The 21,309-nt window shown below is 62.7% G+C and carries 14 protein-coding genes; 3 read left to right on the top strand and 11 right to left on the bottom strand.

The window, feature by feature from the left end:
* Positions 1-12 precede the first annotated feature (12 nt).
* The 5 genes from FJ548_RS00740 to tagH all read right to left on the bottom strand — a co-directional run bounded on the left by FJ548_RS00740 (position 13) and on the right by tagH (position 9,962).
* The gene (locus FJ548_RS00740; protein WP_140776253.1) at positions 13-2,619 is read right to left on the bottom strand and encodes a serine/threonine-protein kinase; all 2,607 of its coding nucleotides are present in this window, start codon (positions 2,617-2,619) and stop codon (positions 13-15) included.
* Positions 2,616-3,395, bottom strand: coding sequence for a protein phosphatase 2C domain-containing protein (locus tag FJ548_RS00735; RefSeq protein WP_140776251.1), 780 nt, complete (start codon positions 3,393-3,395; stop codon positions 2,616-2,618). The genes FJ548_RS00740 and FJ548_RS00735 overlap by 4 nt, the downstream gene beginning before the upstream one ends.
* Positions 3,396-3,530: 135 nt before the next feature.
* Positions 3,531-7,034, bottom strand: coding sequence for a type VI secretion system membrane subunit TssM (tssM, locus tag FJ548_RS00730; RefSeq protein ID WP_246678534.1), 3,504 nt, complete (start codon positions 7,032-7,034; stop codon positions 3,531-3,533).
* Between the two features lie 50 nt (positions 7,035-7,084).
* On the bottom strand, positions 7,085-8,590 hold the full coding sequence (gene tssL, locus FJ548_RS00725; RefSeq protein WP_140776249.1) for a type VI secretion system protein TssL, long form: 1,506 nt from the start codon (positions 8,588-8,590) through the stop codon (positions 7,085-7,087).
* A gap of 292 nt (positions 8,591-8,882) precedes the next feature.
* Positions 8,883-9,962, bottom strand: coding sequence for a type VI secretion system-associated FHA domain protein TagH (gene tagH, locus FJ548_RS00720; RefSeq protein WP_140776247.1), 1,080 nt, complete (start codon positions 9,960-9,962; stop codon positions 8,883-8,885).
* A 231-nt stretch (positions 9,963-10,193) separates the two neighbouring features.
* Between tagH and tssI the strand changes: the two genes are divergently transcribed.
* From tssI to FJ548_RS00705, 3 genes are read left to right on the top strand one after another with little or no spacing between them, the layout of a single operon-like run.
* On the top strand, positions 10,194-12,521 hold the full coding sequence (gene tssI, locus FJ548_RS00715; protein ID WP_140776245.1) for a type VI secretion system tip protein TssI/VgrG: 2,328 nt from the start codon (positions 10,194-10,196) through the stop codon (positions 12,519-12,521).
* Between the two features lie 9 nt (positions 12,522-12,530).
* Complete coding sequence (locus FJ548_RS00710) at positions 12,531-12,956, top strand: DUF6484 domain-containing protein (protein ID WP_140690765.1); 426 nt, start codon at positions 12,531-12,533, stop codon at positions 12,954-12,956.
* Positions 12,956-13,324 carry a hypothetical protein gene (locus FJ548_RS00705; RefSeq protein ID WP_140776243.1) on the top strand — a complete coding sequence of 123 codons (369 nt, stop codon included), beginning with the start codon at positions 12,956-12,958 and terminating at the stop codon, positions 13,322-13,324. Before FJ548_RS00710 ends, FJ548_RS00705 begins: the two co-directional genes overlap by 1 nt.
* On the opposite strand, the gene FJ548_RS00700 is transcribed toward FJ548_RS00705, so the two are convergent.
* The 6 genes from FJ548_RS00700 to tssM (FJ548_RS00675) are packed head-to-tail and all read right to left on the bottom strand — an operon-like array spanning position 13,315 to position 21,309.
* On the bottom strand, positions 13,315-14,157 hold the full coding sequence (locus FJ548_RS00700) for a hypothetical protein (RefSeq protein ID WP_140608450.1): 843 nt from the start codon (positions 14,155-14,157) through the stop codon (positions 13,315-13,317). The two genes, FJ548_RS00705 and FJ548_RS00700, sit on opposite strands and share 10 nt — an antisense overlap.
* A gap of 10 nt (positions 14,158-14,167) precedes the next feature.
* Complete coding sequence (locus FJ548_RS30220; protein WP_246678523.1) at positions 14,168-15,127, bottom strand: DUF4150 domain-containing protein; 960 nt, start codon at positions 15,125-15,127, stop codon at positions 14,168-14,170.
* Positions 15,127-16,149, bottom strand: a complete 1,023-nt coding sequence (locus tag FJ548_RS00690) for a 3-oxoacyl-ACP synthase (RefSeq protein ID WP_140690759.1) — start codon at positions 16,147-16,149, stop codon at positions 15,127-15,129. Before FJ548_RS00690 ends, FJ548_RS30220 begins: the two co-directional genes overlap by 1 nt.
* A complete protein-coding gene (locus FJ548_RS00685; RefSeq protein WP_140776241.1) occupies positions 16,146-17,246 on the bottom strand; it encodes a DUF2169 domain-containing protein in 1,101 nt (366 codons plus the stop codon). Before FJ548_RS00685 ends, FJ548_RS00690 begins: the two co-directional genes overlap by 4 nt.
* Positions 17,246-17,788: a type VI secretion system-associated protein TagF gene (gene tagF / locus FJ548_RS00680; protein ID WP_140608457.1), complete on the bottom strand. Its 543-nt coding sequence runs from the start codon at positions 17,786-17,788 to the stop codon at positions 17,246-17,248. The genes FJ548_RS00685 and tagF overlap by 1 nt, the downstream gene beginning before the upstream one ends.
* On the bottom strand, positions 17,770-21,309 hold the full coding sequence (gene tssM, locus FJ548_RS00675) for a type VI secretion system membrane subunit TssM (protein ID WP_140776239.1): 3,540 nt from the start codon (positions 21,307-21,309) through the stop codon (positions 17,770-17,772). Before tssM (FJ548_RS00675) ends, tagF begins: the two co-directional genes overlap by 19 nt.

The raw sequence follows: 21,309 nt of genomic DNA, 5'->3' as shown, positions 1-21,309 counted from the left end.
GGCGTTTTATATCTATCCGCCGAGCCGGAAATACTTGGCGGTGGCGGAAAACTGCGAACCGTCGGCCTCGATCTCCCCGAGGATCTTTGGCAAAAGCTCGGAGGCCGGTGTCGGTATCGAGAACATTGCCGCCTGGATGTCCCGCGGCCCGGTGATCACCAGCATGATCTGCGGCAGGGCCTTTCCGGCCGCCTTGTCGGCGGCGCCTAGACCGATCGGGATGCTGAAGGTCGCCTTGTCGGTTTGCGCCACCATGCGGTCATCGAGGTTGAAGGCGATGCCCCTGTGGTCGATCAGCATGACGTTGGAAACGAGCCCGCCATGCGTTACCAGCGCGCCGGTGATCGGCGCGCCATCCGCCACCGACGTCCGGTCGAGAACGAGCTCAGGCCTTTCCACCTGGTTCCGGTCGAGGAAGCGCAGAAAGTTGGTCACTTCACACTGGGGCTGCTCGATGAGACGGACGCTGATGTCCGGCTCGAGATGAAACCTCGTCTTAAAATCATTGAGCATCTGCTCGAAGGGCTGCACGGCTGTTGCAAAGCCTTCGATAGCGGCGGAGCTGTCTGTTGCCGATGTCAGCGACGCATAGAAACAGTCGCCGCCGCTGAAATCGCGCACCCATGAAGCGCGTTGCGCCGTCCCGTCGGCCGCTTTCGCCGGCGGAAGCACCGGCTTGGGCATATTGATCGCGACTTCGGTATTTCCGGGCTGCGTGGTCACCAGGGGCTGCGGCTGCGGCTGCCGGGATGGCTGCGCTGTGGGTGCCGGCTCTGGTGGCGCGGTTGGTTGCGTCGGCTGGCTGGCGGTCGGGGTCGAAGCCGCCGGTCTAGCCGGCGGGCTGGTCGGCTGCGCCGGCAACTGGCTCTCCGAAGTCGGCGGCGAGGAAGCCTTAGGCTTGGCCAATTTGGAAAGCATGTCGACGAGATCCGTTGCGCTGGGTTTTGTCGCCGGCGGGTTTGCACTTTCCCCAGCCTTCGGCACCGACACGGGCGGCGTTTGGGCAGGCTTGATCTCGACCGGTGGCATTTGCGCCTGATTGTTGTTGGCCGTGAATTCGGGCTGGGCCGCCGGCGTCGGCCTCCCTACGGGCGGCGCGACAGGCTCCTGCTTGCTGGCCGGCTGTTTTGGTTCTGTTGCGGGCGGCACCTCGGGCGTGGAGGTCGGCACGGCGATTTCGGTGGGCTTGGCCGCCCCCGTTTTCTGCTCGCCCGCCGCGTCCGCCTGGTTCGGGGACTTCACCTGTGCATCCGGTAGGGCAGGTGGCTTCATTGCCTCGACAGGGGCAGCGTTGTCAGGTTTTGACGGCTCTGGCTGAGGCTGTATCGGTGATTGCGGCTGAGGTTTCGATGTTTCCGGCTGCGGCGTTTGGGCCACCGGCTTGGGGGCCTCCACAGCGGGTTCGGGCACCGGCTTCGGCGTCAGCGGTTTGGGTCTCTGTTCGGCCGGCGGGCGCGCAAGGATCCCACTGAAGTAAAAGCCGCCCCCCAACAGGAGCGCCAGCGTCAGGAGGCCGCCAGCGATAGCCGGCATCCGCGAGGACTTTCGCGGCGCGGCCGGCACTGGCGGGCTGGCCGGCGCGGGCGCTGGCGCGGGCCTTGGCTGCGACAGATGCGCCGGCCGCACATGTTCGACGAAGCGCTGTTCGCCCGGAGACGCCGAAGGCTGGGGCCTGGACTCGGACAGCGCCGTCCAGCCGGCGCGCGGCAAGCCCGAGCGTTCACGCGAACCATACGATGCCGGCGGCAATGTCGCGTCGACATCCTCGCTACGCGTTGCCCTGGCGATCTCGGCCATGCTGGCCGGCCGATCGCGCGGATCCGGCTGCAGCATCGCGCCGATGAGCTCGTGGAAATCGGGATCGATGTCGGACAGATCCGGCACGGTCCGGCGTTTCTCGATGACCTCGTATTGCGTGCCGCTCATATCGAGCGGCTTTCCGCGCAACGCGGCGGCGAGCACCAGTCCGAGGCTATAGATATCGGACTGCTCGCTAACCTCACCGCCATAGAGGCCGAGCTGTTCCGGCGAAACGTAATTGTATTTGCCAGCGAACTTTCCGCCGATCAGCGTTTCACCGCCTGCGGCCGCCGACCGAGCGATGCCGAAATCGATGATCTTGGCACGTTCCACCCGCCCGCCAGGCAGGATGATGTTGTCCGGCGAGAGATCGCGGTGAACCGCGCCCGCCTGGTGCACCGCGGCGAGCCCCGACGTCAGGCGATGGCAAAGCCGCCGCACTTCTTCCCCCGGCATCGGCCCGCGACGCATTACGTCGAATAATGATTGGCCGTCCACGAACTCCATCGCGAGATAGGGCCGGCCAATCCTCGGATCGATGGTGAAGACGTGATAGCGCACCACCGCGTCATGCGACAGATGGTTGAGGATCGAGGCTTCCTTGCGGAACAGCGACAGGATCGTCTGGTCGCGGGCGAATTCAGGCAATACGATCTTGATCGCCACATGGTCGCCGGTTTGGATGTTGTGGCCGCGGTAGACTTCTCCCATGCCGCCGGATGCGATCCTCTCGTCGAGTTCGTAAATGCCGCTGAGCTGCGTGCCGACGCCAGCATAGGTGACGTCCGTCGATATCCGGGTCTTGTCGTCGTCGCTCATCTCGCCAGGCTCTCCGCTCCGGGCTGATCCGAATGGGGCGCATCGTTGCGCCCGCCGCCGATCTTCACGAGTACGATGGTCACATTGTCGGTTCCGCCGCGCGCCAGCACAGTCTCCAGCAGGTGCCGGCACGCCGCCTGCGGTGTTGCGGATCTCACTGCGGCTTCGATCTCGGCATCGCTGACATGCGCCGTCAGCCCGTCGGTGCTCAGAACGAAAACATCCCCCGGCATCAGCTCGCCCTGCTGGAAATCGATCTCGAGCTCATCGCTGACGCCGACGGCATGGGTGATGACATGGCGGCGCGGCCAGGTAAGTGCTTCCTCAGCGCTGATCATGCCGCGGTCCAGCAGTTCCTGGACCTCGGTGTGATCCTTCGAGACCTGAAGGATCACGCCGTTGCGGACCAGATAGATGCGGCTGTCGCCGGCCCACAGGCCGGCGAACCGTCCGTCCATGGCAAGCAAGGCCGCGAAGGTGGAGCCGATGGTGATGCCGCGGGATCGAGAGATGTTGCGGATCTCGGAATTGGCGCGGCTCATCCGGTCTTCGAAGCGCGCGCGAAGGTCCGGTGCCGAGCTCGCGATGCCGATCGTCGCCAGATGATCGACGATGCTGGCCGACGCGACCTCGCCGGCCTCGTGCCCGCCCATGCCATCGGCCACCACCCAGAGACCGGTCTGCGGCTCTATCAGGTAGTTGTCCTCGTTGTGCTCGCGCACGCAGCCCTTATGGCTCACGCCGAAGCTTTCGATGGGAAGGACGGCAGTGCTCAATTTGCCACCAAGCGCTTCGCGAGCGTCCTCTGCGACCAAGCATGGGCAGCGCGCCCACGCTACTTTGCCACAACCGCATAGATTAGAGTACCAAAATGAAGGCTGAAGCTGGCGGTGCGCTGGAACACAGGCCTGTCAGAACGCCTTCGGACAGCTGAAGCTGGACAGGGCTGGCAGCAGGAAGGGATTGGTCCCCGGTCCGGCCTGGATCGTGTAAGCGACATCTCGTCCGCCGATCACGAAGCGGGCTTCGGTGTTGGCGCCATTGGCGGTGATGGTCGCCTTGTCCAACAGGCGCTTCAAGGCCCACGGTCCCTCGAATTTAAGAGCGGAGTCGCGGCCTGGCATTTCCGGCAACAGGGTGAGACTGGCGGAAGCAGAGGCCGTGCTGTTCGGCCACGTCACTGTGCCTGGCGCGTTCCCCGTCTGGCTGCTCTGGACGGTCTGGCCGTCAATATCGAGAACCGCGTTGTCTGCGTCGCCATTCAGCGAAAAAGGCGTGATGGTGATCGAAACCGACGGCGCCGAGCCGCCGGAAGGGAAGAAGGCGCTGCGGATTTCGGCGGCCGACTCAAATGATTTCAGGGTCGACTTCGCCAGGTCGCGGCTGGTGCGGGCATCCTGTCTCCAGGTCCATTCCTGGCCGGTCATGTCGATCAGCGGCGCAAGGTTCTGCGCGAAGAAGCGGTCCATCAGCCCGCCCGGCGCGAAAAGCTTGGCGAAATCCCCTATCGATATCTCTTCCGTGCCGTCGCTGGCGAAGGGATAGCGACCGTTGACCACCTGCTCGCAGACTTGTGTGACCGTCTGGTCGAGATTCTTGTTGAGGTTGGCCACCGAGGCTTCGGCGACATTGCCCTCAAACTCGTCCGCTGCCGCGTTGATCATGTGCGCAAGCGGCTTCGGAAGGCGCGAGACATTGGCGCGCAGCGTGGAGATCTGCAGCTGCAGGTTGGCGTTGAAGCGTTCGGTCTGTGAAGGGACATCGGCGGACAGCTTCAGGCTTTGAAAGATGTCGCGGAAATTCCGCGTCAACGCATCGAGCGGCCGCCGTCCGCTGGCGCCGCTGACCAGGGACTGGAACGATCGAAACTGTGCCTCGACGCTCGCGCCGGCATTCTGCGCAACAGCCGAGCCAGAGCCGGCACGGCCCTGTGACTTGCCACTGGCGATCTGCAGGCCGATGCGTGCCAGACCCTTGGCCATGCTGGCGGGGTCCTCCCGCGCCGCGCTGCTCTCGCCTTCGGCCATGGTGCTGTCCTTCGTCAATGCGGTCTCATCGGCGACCGCCGTGAAGAGCTGATCGAGAGGCGAGTCCGGCGCGGCGAGGGCGGAAAGCGCCAGATATTGAGGCCTGTCCTTGAGCAACGCCTTGAACTTCAGCTGGTCGAGTACGCCGTTCCATGCGGAGGAGAATTCCTTGCCGTAGCGGTCGATCAGTTCGGGACCGAGCTTGGGCAGGTCCTGATCGATGCCGCCCTGCTCGCCGCCGCCACCAAGCACCCACTGGTCGTTGACGAGCATCTGCGCGATGCGCGAGAGTTGCGGCAGGAAGAAGCGGTTGAAGCCGGCGCGCGTGTAAAGCCCGGGAATGTTGAGATCAGCGAGGTCGCTGCCATCCACGCGTTCGAACAGGAGCTGCGCCTCAGGGCCGGCTTTCGCTTCGACGGAAAAGTTCTCCAGCCTTGCGGCGTAGATCGCCGACTTGATCAGCGCCGAAGCGCGGTCGGCAAGGCTCATGCGCCCAAGCGAGCGTTGCGCGGCTTCGATCAGCGGCTGGTTGAGTTCGAAGACGGGATCATAGGCGTCGTCGAGTGCAAGCATTGCGCGCAGATGCTTTTCGAGCTGTGCGCGGCCCTGGCGGTTGTTCTCGCCGGGATAGCGGTTCTCTTCCCAATCCTGCCTCATCCAGGAAACGATCAGCTCTTCATCGACCTTGGGAGCCTTGCCGCCCAGCATCAGGTAGATCTTCAGCGGCTCGTAGAGCGCGATGGGATCGGCCATCCTGGCTTGGATGGTCCGCTCCGCCTGCACCAGGAGCCGGGAGCGGAATGTCCGCTCGAGCGCTTGCCGATAGGCAGCCCTGGAGGCCGACAGCAGCCTCTCGCGCTGGCTAAGCCCGAACGTCTCCTCGATCGGCTTTCCCTGATCGCCGTTCTCGAACCCGGCCGGCAGGTTGCGCAGCTGGTCGAGCGGGCCGATGACGTTTTCCAGGTCGACATCGGTCACCGTCGTGCTCTTGAGCAGCGAATCCGCGCTGTCGCGATAGTGCGCCATGGCTTGCCTGGTGGAGGCGATCAGCGACTTGTTGGCGAAGAAGCTGAGGCCGAGCACGCCGAGCGCCGCCAAGGCCGCCACCGCTATCGTGGCGAGCCCGCAAAGTCTCGCGAGCCTGGCGCGCCGCTCGGCCGCCCGGTCGAAGGATACCCAGCCCGATTCCGCGAAGATCACCTTGGTCAGGAGATCGTACAGGAAGAAGCTCTTGCCGGTGCCGGAAAGATGCGCCTGCGCGGCGCTGCCGAAGCTGCGGCCGATTGTGCCCAACACCTGGTCGAACGGTGTTCCTTCCTGAGTACCGGAGGAGAAATAGAGACCCCGCAGGCTGACATTCACCCGCAATCGAGAGGCATCGAACAAACTGCCGATGAAATGCGTTATCCGGTTCCTGAGTGCGCCAAACTGCGCCGGGAAGCCGAAGATGGCTATGCGCGCCACAGGGTCGGCCTCTTCCTGCAGGCGATCGACAACTTCTTCTGCCAAGCGCTTCGCCAGCCCGTCGAATCCGGCCGGTGCCTCGCCGGCCATGTTCCTTGTGCGATCGGCGGTCTGGAACGTCGCGCCCCACACCTTGCGCCTGCGCGCCTCGTCGAATTCACCGAAATAATCCATGAAGCCGGAGACGAGATCGGCTTTGGTGAAAAGCAGATAGACGGGAAACTGGATATTCAGCACCTCGTGCAATTCGCGCAGGCGGTTTCTTATCTCGGCGACATGCGCCTCGATTTGCTGGTCGTCGAGGCCAATGAGATCAGCGAGGCTGATGGCGAGGATCACGCCGTTGATCGGTTGCCTGGTGCGGTTCTTCTTGAGCAATCCGAGGAAAGCAAGCCAGCTTGCCTTGTCGCGCTCGCGGTCCGATTCCTGCGTCGTGTAGCGGCCGGCCGTGTCGATCAGCACCGCCTCATCGGTAAACCACCAATCGCATGACCGCGTGCCGCCGACGCCGGCCACCGGCTGGGCATTGCCGGAGCCCGCAAGCGGAAATTTCAGCCCGGAATTGACCAGGGCCGTTGTCTTGCCGGCGCCTGGCGGGCCGATGATGATGTACCAGGGAATATCATAGAGGAAGTTGCGCTTGCCGCTCGTCCGCTTCAGCGTCGCGATGGCTTCGCTCATGCGCGCTTCGAGCGCCTGTGAATCGTCGTTCCGCTCGTCTCCGCGCACAATGGCCGTTTCGAGCGCCTTTTGCGCCTTGCGCCTTTGCCAGAAGCGAATGCCATAGAACAGCGCCAGCACCGCAATGGTGACGCCGATGATCACTGCCCTGAGCCAGATGGATCCAAGCGGGTGGGTATCGGCGAAGCGGATCAGCGGTCCGGCATACCAGACGGCGGCCGAGTAGCCGGCCAAGGCAAGCATGCTGAATATCCGCAGCGCCCAGCGGATCAGCCGCTCCTCGCCGCGCCCGCTCACAACGTCTCGTCCTTTGGGATCATCACGTCGACGCGGCGGTTCCTGGCGCGGCCATCCGCCGTCGCATTGTCGGCAATGGGCTCGTCTTCGCCCTTGCCGTCGACGCTCAGACGCGATGGATCCTTCAATTGCTTGGCCATCATGGCCTGCACCGCTTTCGCGCGCGCGACGGAGAGATCGAAATTCGATTTGAACGTGCTCGACTTCTTCGGCTTTACATTGTCGGTGTGGCCGACGATCCTGATCGGTCCGGGTTCGGCGTCGAGCGCCGTGGCGATATCCGCCGCGATGGGCTGGAACTGTGCCTTCAACTCAGCCTGGCCGGATGCGAACAAAAGCTGGTTGCTGATCTCGACAACGATAAAGTCGCCCTTCGTGCCGACGCTCAGTCCGCCAGCGGCGATCTCCTTGGCGAGTGTAGCGCGGATGCGGTCGATCTGCGTGGTGCTTGGAGGAACTGGCGGCGGCGGGTTGGCTTGCACCGGTTCAGCGGGTGCCGCCACACTGGCGCGTTCAATGGTAACCGGGGTAGAAGGATTGAGCGCCAGCAACTCGCCGGCGGTTGCATCGCCTTCATCGGTGATCAATATCCGTAGACCGAAGAAGGCGGCAGTCACCAGAGCCGTCGCGGCAGCCGCAATCGCCCAGAGCGGCAGCCTCCTCCTTGGCTTGGCCATCGCCGCAGCCATGCCTTGCCACCGCGGAGAAATGTCCTCGGGGGGGCGCGGCCTGAAATAGCGTAGGGTGTCGTAGACGTCGCGCCGGACGCGTTCGAGCATGTTCGGCCCGCCAGGCAATCCCCGGTACTGGCCTTGGAATCCCAGCGACAGGCAGGCATGCATCAATTCGAGCAGGTCGTAATGCGCTTCATGCTTGGCGAGGATATTGTTCAGCGCTTCGTAGAAGCTGGCGCCTGTCGGTTGCATGTGGAAGAACTGCACCACCAGACTGTGCTGAAGCCAGGTTTCCTTGTTCGGCCAGGGCAGGTTGCCGACGAGATCGTCGGCGGTTTCGCAAAGTGCGAATTTCGCGATCCGCGCATCTTCTTCCACGATGCCGGCTTTGGCGACGGTACGGTCGAAGGTCTCGATGGCGTCTGCTATATGCTCCGCCAAGGCCGCCGCTTGCCGTTCGACCGGGATCAGCCGCAATTGACCGAACAGCAGAAGCAAAGGGCCCGCAGCGGCAAGGAGAGGATTTGCGGCGGCATACTCCACGCCAGCAGTGACGTCGAGCAAGACATCCTGCTGCAATGCCGGTGTCGCTGCGGGCATCATTCCGTGCTTGGCCTCCTGGACGACCACGGTTCCGGACGACCAGCCGGGCGGCACCTGCCGGCCGACGCCGGGGTCGAATACGGTCGATTCCCTGGCGGGCGATGGACGAGGTCGCACGCTTCGCGGACCGGAACTACCGGGAGCCACGAGCGGCTTTTGCCTTGGCCGCGGCGCGCGGATGACGGTTTTGTCCGGCGGCTCGGAGGGGTCGTCCTTCGAGCTCATCGGCGCACCATCGTCGAGGTCCAACGAGCTTCTTTCAGGCCCGATGAAAGCTGCGCACCGGACTGAGTATCAACAACGAGCCGCACGGAAAGACCGATCTTGCCGAAACATGACATTCCTGCACACGCTCCAAGCCACGCTGCTTTGCCAGCCAGGCAAGCTCCCACGTGCTATCCTAGTCGCACAGCAAGCCGATTGAAATCGGAAAGCAGGATGACCAAAGAAGCGGATTTCCCACGAGGCCGGTCGCACAGCCTGTAAGAGCCGTGTTCGCGACTTTTGCCGAGCATGGCTATTTCTGCTTGCCAGCCTTGGCGTAGGCGTCGGCGAAATAGGCAAGGAAGACATCCAGCATGCCGTTTTCGTGCTTGTCCTCCATCGTCCGCCACGTTGCGACGAGCGCATCCCAGGCTTGGCTTTTCCTGGATGAAAAGGACGCCGGCGGGATTCTTTTGGCGGTCGCCTCCGGCGACAGGTCGTCGAGCAATCTCGAGAGCGCGGCCTGCATGGCGGCGTAGGTCGCGATTTCGTGGGTCTTCAGGTCGCGGAACGCGTCCTCGATGCTATGCCTGGCATCGAGATAGCCAGCCCGGCGCTTGGCAAACATGATCTCCAATATGTCGTCGGTGCCCGGAACGAATTTCAGCGGGTTGTTGTCCTCGGCGCCGATCATCGTGCGGTTCGCGCTTTTGGCGAGCACCTTGGCCGCCGCGCGCGCCTTGAGCAGCAAGGACAGTTGCTCGACGGTCGTTCTCAACACTGAGCCGATCTCGGCGGCGACGTCATGCGGGTTACGCGACTGCAATAGCTCCGGCGATAAGCCGGCTGCCTTGGCGATTTCGCGAAGTATCCCGTCCGCTTCCACTGGCTGCATGGCACCGACAGCCGGGCTGGGCTGCAGTGCCGGAGACGTCGACAGCGGCGCTGCCTCGACGGGGCGCTGCTGCGCCGGATTGGGGAATTGCACACCGCCGGGTTCAAGCTGTCTTCCCGTCGACGATGGCAACTCGTGCTGCGTCGAACCGGTCCTGGCTTGCGAATGACCCGTGGCAACGCTCTCTTCGTCAATGGCAACGACGATGACATAACGGCCGATCAGCAGCCGGTCGCCTTGGGTTAGCCGGTGCGGCGCATTCATGCGCTGGCTGGAGCCGTTGACGAAAGTGCCGTTGCGCGAGACGTCAAAAAGCCAGAACGAGCCCGCCTTGTAGCGGACTTCGCAATGCCGGCCCGAGATGAACTTGTCGGGGTCGGACAGCGTCCAGTCGCAATTTTCACGCCCGATTTCGAAGCTGCGGTCGCGGGCGCCGTAGCTCTTCGCGATGCCTGGCGGCAGCCTGTCAACATTGCTGATCTGGAGCGAAATGAACATTCGAAGCCGCTGGCAATCCTGAATCCTAGACATTCTAGCAGCTTGCCAGCGCAGTGGGACAGGTGCGTTTCATATGAACGCACGCCATGGTTTAGCCCTTGCTCTTATTTGGCCTTCATCAAACATATGCTACGCTTGCAGCGATCCGATGCGGTGAATTCGAAAACCTTCCGAACGTGAGGGCGGGGCTTCAATCCATCACACTGGCCGCGTCGAGGAGGGGCACGACCCATGCCGAACGAACGTGCCACGGCTGTACAGACGCCCGTCGGCGCCGATGTGCTGACCTTTACCCATCTCGTCGGTCGTGACGAGATCAGCCGATGTTTCGCCTATACCGTCGGGTTCGTCAGCAAGAGCCGTGACGTCGATCCGCTGAAGATCCTTGGCGGCGTCGTTTCCGTCGAAGGTGAATCCGATCCAAAGCGCTGGTTCAGCGGCCTGGTGTCGGATTTCAAGCTAACGCGCATAGAGGATCGGTTGGCCTATTACGAGGCCAGCGTCAGACCATGGCTCTGGTTCCTCGGCAACACCACCGACTGCCGCATTTTCCAGAACATGACCGCTGTCGAGATCGTCGAAAAGATCTTTGCGAAATACGGCATCGCAAAATTCGAGAAGCGACTGCAGGGTTCCTATCCGTCGCGCGAATACTGTGTCCAATATGACGAGAGCGACCTCGATTTCGTGCAGCGATTGTTCGAGCACGAAGGCATTTTCTATTTCTTCGAGCATGATGAGGGCAAGCACACGCTCGTGCTGTGCGACGCGATGAACAAGCTGAAGCCGGCGCCAGGCTACGAGAAGGTGCTTTACAATTTCGAGGGCCATGGCTCGCGACGCGACGTCGAATACATCACCGAATGGATTCCAGGCAGCGCGGTGCGTCCGGGCGCCTACGCTCATACGGATTATGATTTCGAGAAGCCCGGCGCCGACCTGATGGCGAAATCCTCCCAACCCTTCAGCCACAAGGAGGCTTCGGGCGAGAACTATCGGCAGCCCGGAGCGCATCTGGATGTCGGGCGCGGCGACACGATCGCCGGCATCCGGCGTGAGGAACTGCAGGCCGTTCACCAGCACAGCACAGCGGTTGGCACTGTGCGCGGCCTTTTTTCCGGCTGCAAATTCACGCTGGAAAGTTTTCCGCGCGACGACCAGAACCAGGAATATCTGGTGGTCAGCGCCGAATACCGGCTGTTCGATCCGGGTTACCGGACGCAGAATGAGGCCCATAGTGAGAATTTCAAGGTGGTGCTCGGCGTTGCGCCCACCAAATTGCCCTACCGGCCAGCGCGCATTACACCGCGACCGATCATGCGTGGCCCGCAGACCGCGACGGTAGTAGGTCCTTCGGGCGAGGAGATATTCACCGACAAATATGCCCGAGTGAAGGTGCAGTTCCATTGGGACCGCCTCGGCAAGAAGGACCAGAACTCGTCCTGTTTCGTGCGCGTGTCGCAGACCTGGGCCGGCAGCGGCTGGGGCTTCATCCAGATACCGCGCATCGGCCAAGAGGTCATCGTCGATTTCATCGAGGGCGATCCGGACCTGCCGATCATCACCGGCCGCGTCTACAACGCCGCCGAGATGCCGCCTTACGCGCTGCCGGGCAACGCGACGCAATCTGGCTGGAAATCCAATTCCTCGAAAGGCGGCGGCGGCTACAACGAGCTGATGTTCGAGGACAAGGCTGGTTCCGAACTCGTCAATTTCCAGGCTCAGAAGGACCACCATCTGCTGATCAAGCACGACCGTAACAAGACGGTGCAGCACGACCAGTCCGATCGTATTGACCACGACGCCAGGCACTCTGTCGGCCACAACCTCGACGAGGACGTCGGTAACAACAAGACCGTCAAGGTCGGCGTCGACCAGACCACCCATATCGGCAGCAATGACACCGAGACGGTGGGCGCGAACCGCTCGCTGACGGTCGGCTCGAACGAGACGATCCATATCGGTGCGAACTCGACGGAAAATATCGACGCCAACCATTCCCAGACCGTGGCGATCGTCCAGACCATCACGGTGGGTGCCGCGCGCGTCGACACGGTGGGGACTTCCGAGACGCGAAGTGTCGGAGCGGTGCAGACGAACACGATCGGGGCCTCGCGGAGCGTGACCGTCGGTGCGGGACAGAGCCACAGCATTGGCACATCGGACAGCTGGACGGTGGGGGCAAACCAATCGGTCGATGTTGGCGCAAACCAGAGCTTCAACATAGGTGGAGCGCATGCCTCCCAGATCGGCAAGGGACGGGACGCCAAGATTGCCGAGGACGATGCGACCGATGTCGGCGGTTCGCGGGCGTTGAAAATAGCCAAAGGCAGTCTGGTAGAGGTCGGTGAGGACGGAGCCATAAAGGTCGGCAAGACCCTGATCATTGAAGCTGGCGATGCCATCACAATTACATGCGGCTCGGCTGCGATCGCTATGAAGAAGGACGGCACGATCAACATTTCCGGCAAGGATATTACCGTGAATGGGTCGGGTAAGATCAATGTGAAGGCATCGAGCGACATCACCATGAAAGGCTCGGAGATAAAGCAGAACTGAGGGGCCTCGATGACAAAGATCGTAGAGCGAATTGAAGGCGTGGTGATTGGCATATTCCTGGGCTTCGGCGAGGACGCGCCCCTTGTCGTCTTCCCGGGAAACCCTCGAGAAACAGCAGCGGCCGCGCGCAGCCTCACTGAGCTCACGTCGGACATGATCGGCGCGGAGGTGGCGCTGTTGTTCCAGGATGGAGATCCCGGTCGACCGTTGATTGTCGGGCGCATCATCGATCCCGCGCACCGGTCAAATGTTCCCCACGTCATCAGAGACGGTGAGAAAATGAGGATCACTGCGAATGAACGTCTTGAGCTGCGGTGCGGCAAAGCTACGATCATCATGGAAAAGGATGGGCACATCACCATCCGCGGCACCTATGTGACCAGCCACGCAAGTGCCACCAACCGCCTCCGCGGTGGCTCGGTCAATCTGAACTGATGCCAGCGCCCGTTCTTCACGAGATTGTCCGCCAACACGCTGAGATGGCTGCGTTCCTCTGGACTGTTTACGACTACAACCTGCTCAACCCCGGCAAGAATCCGGACATGGATGAGGAGCGGCTTGCCCGACTCGTCGAGCGTTTGGAAGCGCATCTTGACGGATTGCGAGTGGCTGGCGAGGTCGGCATCGAGATCGCGAGCGAGCGCTACGCCGAATATCCCGAAGCCGGGGAGTTATTCGTCGTGCGCATGCTGTCGATCAAAGAGGCGTTGCGCATTGCCGATCTCGACCTCAGAAGGGTGCGGGCTTATCTGGCTGCGAAGCCCAACCCAGACACGCCGGCCGTCTCAGGCCGTCAGGTGTAGTCAGGCCCGACCCATTCCGAGCCGTCATATCTTATGGCTGAGTTCCCGCCGGCCACCGTTAGATACGAGCCGTTCGACGAAAGACGGTAGACGGGAAAACCGTCTTTCAGGTTGGAAACCGTTGCCCCGTCGAACGTGAACACCCCCTGTCCGCCGCCGGCAATGTGGATTGTCTTCCGGTAGAATGCCATTTTGTAGAAATCCCGACCGCGTTGCGAGACGTCGGTCCAGGCAAGGCCCGCCCCGCGAAACAGGGTCCCTGCGCTGCCTGAGACCAGGACATCCGTCGACGACAATCCCAGCAGTCCAACCAGGATCGCGTTGGTCGGCAACTGGATTTGAGTCCACTGCCTGCCGTCATAGTGCCAGAAAAGCGCTCCTTCGCCGGATACATAAAGGTCACTCGGCGACGACCCTGCAATGCAAAGAATGGTGTTGCCGAGCGCGGGGCTAACGGCGGCCCAGCGTGCGCCATCCCAGCGATAGACAACCTCCTCCGATCCTCCGGCGTAGACGGTGTTGTCGTCGAAGCCCCAGACGGTATTCAAGTGGCGAGGCGAAACTTGGCTTGACGTCCATTCGCTCCCCGAGCCCGAATGCACCATGCCGTTGTCGTCGCACACATAGAGACGACCGGAACCGGAGCGCCATATGTCGGTGAACCAACATGGTTTTTCGTAAATTCGTTCAGTCTGATTGTCGTCGCTGGCCACGTCGGATTCCGAAATGACGAATGAGTAAAAACTCTCTCCGTCGTAATACGCGACGGCGGAGAAAATGGTCCCGTCATCCGCTGCAACCGTGCCATTTACCGTTACGCTATAATCAGCCATGTTATCTCTCCTAGCGTCTGCGAACCGTGCTCGATGGGGTTGGTTTGAACTTGCCGGTTGCTGGTGCACGCGCCTCGGTGCTGTCTTTCTTTTTCTCCGGTCCGCTCATCATCTCCTTGAAGTGAATGTCGCAAATCATCCTCAGGCATTCGATGGCGGGGTGCTCCTTGCCTCGTGGTCCATCCGGGATGTTCTTGGCCTTTTTCATGGCCTCCATATTGGCTTCCCGAACTTCCTCGTAGCTTGGGTTCGTGCCTTTCGCGCGCTGTGCCTTTGCCCATTCGCCTTGGGCGGCTGTTTTGCGGCCATGCTCGGTGTTGGGATCGGTGGCGTCTTGGAGGCAGACGCAGGGCGCATCGTTCATCGTATAGCTCGGCGTCGTGCTGATGGCCTGGCCGCCGCGCGAATTCTGGAAACAGGCATTCTGCAGGATGTGGTCCGATTGCTGATTGGACGAGCATTCCTTGCTGGCGTCGCCGTAGCGGTGCACCTTCATGCCGAGCTTTGCCAGAATTGACGCGCAGGACTGCTTGCCGACCTTCAATTTTCCGATCTTTGGCCAAGGCGGCGCGTTGCCGGTCGGAGAAGCATGATTGTTGGTCGACAGGTCAGTCATGCGGCTGACGGGTTCGCCATCGGCTTTCACGTCGCTCGACCAGGCGACAGCATATTCCTTGCCGGTATTGACCGAAGTGATCACGCCTTTCTTGGCGGCGCATCCGGCCTCTGTGCCGCTGGTCTTGGTGTAGTACGACTTATTCTTCTGGGTAATGGTCTCGCCACCGATCTTGACGGTGCCGGTGCCGTTGTCGGTATCGGAATCAAGTCCGAACGAGGGATAGGGAATGGGGACGCCCGGCGGCGTCGCGGGGGTTTCGGGCGGCGTGAAGCAGACGTCCGGAAAGGCGGCGATCACCTTGTTGGCCTGTGCCTTGCAGGCAACCTCGAGACCGTTCGCGTAGACAGTCATCAGGCTGCCCTCGCGGCGAGGATTGCCGCCCCGCAGGCACCGGCATCGTTCGACGCTTCGATCAGCACTGGATTGCCGGCGGCGTATCCCTTGCGGGCCGCCATCCAGGCCATGCCGATCATCAGCGGGACCACGGCCGCGCCGACATTGCCGAGGGATTCGCCGGGCGACCAGATGTCCTGGAAATCGTGACGGCCGCGTAGCAACCTCAGGCTCGCCAGGGCGCTCTGTTTGAACCAATATTGTTCGCCGATGAGATCGGCGATGCGGTAGCCAAGCCGGTTCATCTCGATGCCGGTTTCCTTGAATGCAGCGCTGTAAGCGGACGTCATGCCGTCGGCACGCAGCGGCAGATCCTCGGCATTGTAGATTGTTGCGGATTCACGCGCCAAACCCAGTCCGAAGAGGCGGAGGCCGTCGCCACGCGAGCCCGTGCATAGAACGGCGGCGGCGGCCTCGCCTGGAATGAAGCCATTCGGATTGTCAGCGGCAAGCAGGCGATTTTCGCCGAGATAATAAGCGATGGCAGGCGCCGTCAGATAGCTGTCTACGCCCGCGATCATCACATAGGGAACCTCACCCGAAGCGATCATCCTGCGCGCCTGATCAAGTGCTATGTGTCCGGAAGTCCGGCCATGCGCGACAATACGTGAGCGCATGTTGGGTTCGATTTCGGTAATCTCCGAAACATTGCGGAGCAGGCGCACGCTATCGCCGGCCGGACGGCCCGGGCGATCTTCCTCGGCGAGGCAAAGGATGAGCGCGGTCTGGCCACGCGCCTGAGGGATAGTCTCGAACGCCTCGCAGATCGCGGCTGCGGCCAGGTGCGCCATACGTTTTTCGCCGATCCAGTCCCGTGGCAGCGGCACGGGCGCGCCGATCAGCAGATCGGTTCCCGAGCCGACGAATCTCGTCTCTTGGAAGCCGTCGAGGCGCGCACGCATTGCAGCGCAGGCCGAGGGTGCATCGAGACCGACGGCCGTCACCATGCCGACAGAGGCTATGTCGAGCCTCGTACTCATGCGTCTTCCACCTCCTCGGACGCGGCTCCCTCGCTTCGGACATAGTCCCTGCCGGTTGCACGGGCACGCAGCATCGACTCCGTCGGCGGACCGACCCAACATTCCGAGAAATCGAGGATAGTCTTCTGGATGCGCTGCGAAACACGCCACACGAGCGAGAATCGACGGTTCTCGGGATCGAGCAGGATAGTGTCCGGGTGAATGCTCGCCTCCAACGACTTCTCGTTGCCCTTGAACAAGGTGATCGGCAGTGCCGTCGAGGGCAGCCGGAAGCCAACACGTCCCTCTGGAGTCAAATTCACGAGCACCACCTCCTCCCCGCCTCTTGGATGGTCGATCTGCTGGTCGGGCGGCGCCATCTGGAAATAGCGTTCGTCGAAATCCTGGGGCAGGAAGGGAAAAACGTTGTCGATCCAGTTCTGATCGTAGGTGCCGCCATATTCGATGCGGCCCGGCCAGCCCCGGCCCATTGGCCCGAAGCTCATCGGCTTGTACTCGCCGAACGGCGAGCGGATCTCTTCGCCGACGGCCTGGGTGTTCGGCAACCGCAGGCCCGGAACGAAACGCTGGTTCTTCGAGCGCGACCAGCCCGTGCCGACGGGATTGTACTTGTAGCTGGCGGGAAGCTTGTCTTCCGGGTCCAGCCGGTCGACGCCACCCCACGCGACGTCGTAGGAGATCGGCAGTTTCAGGAAGGGCTGCGGCGCGGTTGCGGTGAAGACCGGCCCAATCGAACGCCACTCGCGATGGCCGACAACCTCGAACAGCTTCGACCAGTTGCCTACCTTGATGCCGACCGGCACGCGCTTCGCCGGACGTCCTCCCGGCGCATAGGCGCAACCGTTGGCGATCACGTCGCAGCGCGGTTTGCGGAAGGCGAAATCAGTCTCCCAGAGCGTCGCCGAATAGCCGGGCGCGCCGGTCTGCGTATCGGCCATGACGAGCGGGACCTGCTGCGCCGATTTCTGCACCAGGCCGCCAGGCTTCGCCGGAAAATCGAACGTGCCTTTCACCACAATGACAATCCACTCATGGCCGGCCTTGTCCATGCCCATGGTGAACTGATGCGGATAGCCCATCTGGTTCCAGATCTGCATCAACTGGTCTCCCAGTTCGCGGCGAAGATCTGCTCCAGGGTCGGTTGAGGCGCCTGCGGATCGACATCGAAAATATCCGAACGCGCTGTCCAAACGACCAGGTCGTCAACGACGTCGCCATTCTGCTCGACGCATGGCACCGGCAGGGCGACAAGCGCGGCGTCCAGTTCGTCGGGCGTCATCTCGCCGCGTTGTGCGGCGAAGGCAGCGTCCTCGATGCTGTCGAACCATGTATCGGCGTAGGCCAGCTGAAGGGGAGTTCCGGCGAGCTGCGCCACGATGCTCAACGGAAACCGCCTTCCGACCCTGTCAGCGCTCCGCAGCACGATGCCGGCCGAGGCGCCGAAGGTGGTGGGGCCAGCCAGGAAGCGCAACGCCATGCTCTGGGGCCAGGCTTCGAGCTCGAACAACGGCACGATGTGCTGGGCCAGCCAGCGGTCCCATGTGCGCACGAAGTCTCCAGGCAGCCGCCGGGTCACGAAATCGCCGGTGGCGGGCATCTTGCCGTAGAAGCCGGGCACTATCAGATCTGCGGCGGACATGTGAACTTCTTGAACATTTCGAGCGTGTATGGGTTCTCGACGCTGGCGGCCTTGAGTTCGAAATCGGCCCACATTCCCTTCGTGCCGAGCCGCAGGCTGTAGACGTCGGTGAGCTTGGTCGCGGCGAAGCGGCCGCCGCGCAGCATTCTGAGCCACGCCCAGCTGCCGGTCTCGTTGAGCATCACCTCTGGCGAGCCGTCGACCGGCTGGAAGGCGAGCGAGATCACCCCGGTGCCATCCTTACCGGGCCACGTCATCGGCTGCGGCCTGGTCGCGTTGTTGTAGTAGACGAGGTTCTGGCCATCAAGGTTGAGCGTGACCCGCGCCACATTGGGTGAGAGGTCCTTGGGCTCCAGCGTAAAGTTCATCACCGGGCCGGTGCCGCCGGGAAACAGGTCGTCGCGGATATGCCTCGCCTGCTCGAACGCGGCGAGCGCCGCGGGATCGAGGCCGAAATCGGCCCGCCACTTCCATGGCTCGCTGGCGGTGTCGACATAGTTGATCAGATGGTCGTTGGTGAAGGCATCGATCATGCCGGTCGGTCCGAACAGACGTTGAAAGTCGCGCACATTGACGTCGACCGCACTGTCCGGGCTGAATGGATAACGGTTGTTCAGCGCCGCCTGGCAGAAGGGGAGTATGTCGGCCCGCCAGATGGCGTTGAGCTCGTTGGTTACGGCCTTCTGCGAGAGGCCGCTGGTGTCGCCGGCAATGCCGCCCAGCCAGTCATTGATCGGCGAAGGCAGGATCTGCGCCTGCCTGGCGACCGCGCCCGTCAGTTCGGCAAGGCCGCCCTGTTTCTTGATCGCATCCTGCGGGTTGGGATTGGCGGTCACCGTCTGCAGCACATTCGACAGCGCCGTCAGCGCCACAATGGCGGCGTCCAGCGCTGGGGGCTGGCCGTCGACCTGGGCGATGGTGCCTTTGAGCGGCTTGAAATGCTCGGCAACGAGGCTGCCGGTCATGTCCACCTGACTGGCGGAACCGGCGCGCGGCAGCAGCTTCGCCCCTGTGGTCACGACCTTGCCGAGTTTGCCGAGTTTGCTGAGCAGCTTCGAGCCGGTCGTGACGGCAGCGCCATTTTTTTCGGCCGACGTGTCGTCGGAGCGGGTGAGGTCGGTCTCCTGCACCACTGCCGTCAACAGCCGCTTCAGCGCTGAGTCGGCGCTTGAAAGATCCTTGAGGTTCTCACTGGCGATGTTGAGATCGGTAAGCGGCGCAAGCCGCATGTCGCGCAGGAAAGAGTCCCATTGGGCGATATAGTCGTCATAGTAGAGCTTCAAGATGTCCTCGGAGAGCGCCGAAACCGAGGTCTCCGAATTCTCCGAGCAGCCGCCGGCAAACACCGCGCGATCGAGGGCCGCCTGTCCCGCAACATCCTCGACCCGGTCGAGGATGGCGTCGTGAAAACCCGCATAGGTATAGGGGCCAGGAACACCGACGCGCAACGTCTTGTCGGAGCGGCGCGCGAACACTTTGGCGCCGTTCGGCCCAGCAAAATTGGCCGGCACCCATTCCTTGAGGGCTGCCACTTCCGGGTCCGCCAGCAGTTGCTTGTAGGCGCGCTCCGGCAGTGAGATCGTGCATACGGTCTTCAGTGCCTCCGCGACCAGTTGCTTATCCGGGGCGATGTAGCTGTCGTCCACGGCCATGCGGCGGATAGCGGCGAGCTGATGCTCTTCGGCGTCGGCAGTGGGGAATGGCGGAGCCGCCGCGAATTGCGGCAGGCTGTTCACCCACCAGTTCTGGGCGAAATCGGTGTCCATCTGCGACAGGCCGGTCATCATCCGGTAGGTCTTCAGCGCGCCGAGCATGAAATCCGGATCGCGGATTTGCCGCCACATCGTGGCCTCGAGCAGGGCGACCATATGCGGCTCGAGCACATTGCGCAGCGCATGGTCGTAGGTATCGGTCTGTGCGCGCACCAGCTCCGCCGAAGCGGTCGGGCCGAGCAGGTTATGGACGGCGTCCGGTGGCTGCGTTCGAGCCGTCGTCACTGCGTCCATCGCCGCCAGCGCGCCGTCCATGGTCGGCTGCTCGACCGCGGCCGGAATGGCGGCGACATCGGTGAGCGGCCCCTGCAGGGCTTCGAACTGACCGGCCTGTGCGGTGATTGCATTGCGGTTGTCGAGGTAAGACCATGTGAACACCCCGCCGGCCAGCAGAGCCGCGAGCGCACAGGCGGCGGCAGCGCCACGCCAGATCCAGGCGCGGCGACGCTGCGCCAGCGGATCGTATGTACCGAGGCCAGCCTCCTTGAAGATCACTTCGGTGAGGAGGTTCCTGAGGAAGAAGCTGCGTTTCTCGACGCGCGCCGTCAGCAGGGCACGGCGCGGGGGCAGTCCGAAAGAGGACGACAACGCCGCGGTCAGGCGGTCGATGGGCGCGCCTTCCTGCGTCGCTGACGTCAGATAGAGGCCGCGCAGCCAGGCGGCTTCCTCATAGCGGCTTTCGCCGAACATCGCCTCGACCAGCACTTGGATCGGCTCGGAGAGGCTCGCCAGCTGCGCCGGAAAGCGGAAGATCTCGGCACGCGATCCGAGCTTGTCCTCGTCTTCCAGCCGGGGCACCAGCCGCCGCTCCAACTCGGTGGCAAGCCTGGCGAGCTCCGTCTGGATCGTGCCGGCATTGACGCGGGCATCCAGCGGGAAAGTGGTTCCCCATACCTGCTCGCGCGCGGTCGTCGACAGGCCGCCGAAAAAGGCTTCGAACCCTTTGATCAGGTCGGCCTTCGTCAGCATCAGGTAGACAGGAAGACGAATTTCCAGCCGATCGTTCAGCTCCGCCAACCGGCGGCGGATCTTGCGGCCGTGCGCCTTGATCGCCTCGTCGCCCTCCGAGAGCGCATCGATCGACAGCGCTACAATGACGCCGTTGAGCGCGCGGCGACCCCGGTGCTTCTTCAAAAGGTCCAAGAAACCCAGCCATTCCGCGGCGTCGACGTCCGGCTGGCTTTCCTGTTGGACGTAGCGGCCGGCGGTATCGATCAGCACCGCGTTCTCGGAGAAGAACCAGTCGCAATTGCGTGTGCCGCCGACGCCCTGCAGATCATCGGTGAGGTCGATCGGGAAGTTGAGGCCCGATTGGCGCAACGCCGTGGTCTTGCCGGTGGCAGGAGGCCCGACGATCACATACCACGGCATTTCGCGCAGGAATTTCCGTCCGCCGAGCTTGCGCCGCTTGAGCTCGGCCATCACCTCGCCGAACTTGGCGCCGACGGCCGCGACACTCTCCTCGCCGGGGGTGAGCCGCTTTTCGGCCACGGGTGCTGCGATCTCGGCGACGAACATGCGGTTAGCGCGGATCGCGCGCCGTTGCGCGATGATAAGCCAGATCAGCCACAGGATGATCAGCCCGGCGATGATGGCAACGCGCACATTGTCGGATTCGAATGGCGCGTAGCGGCCGACCTGCACGATGGGGCCGAACACCCAGATCAAAAGCGAAAGCAGCGCAATGCCAATCAGCGTCCACAGAAAACGCGAGGTGACGACCGCCCAGAGGAAGCGCAGGATGAACAT

The organism is Mesorhizobium sp. B2-4-17 (assembly GCF_006441275.1).
In the GTDB taxonomy this organism is placed as follows: Bacteria; Pseudomonadota; Alphaproteobacteria; order Rhizobiales; family Rhizobiaceae; genus Mesorhizobium.
The sequence above is the reverse complement of the archived record's forward strand: the minus strand, read 5'-3'. Positions and strand labels throughout refer to the sequence as shown.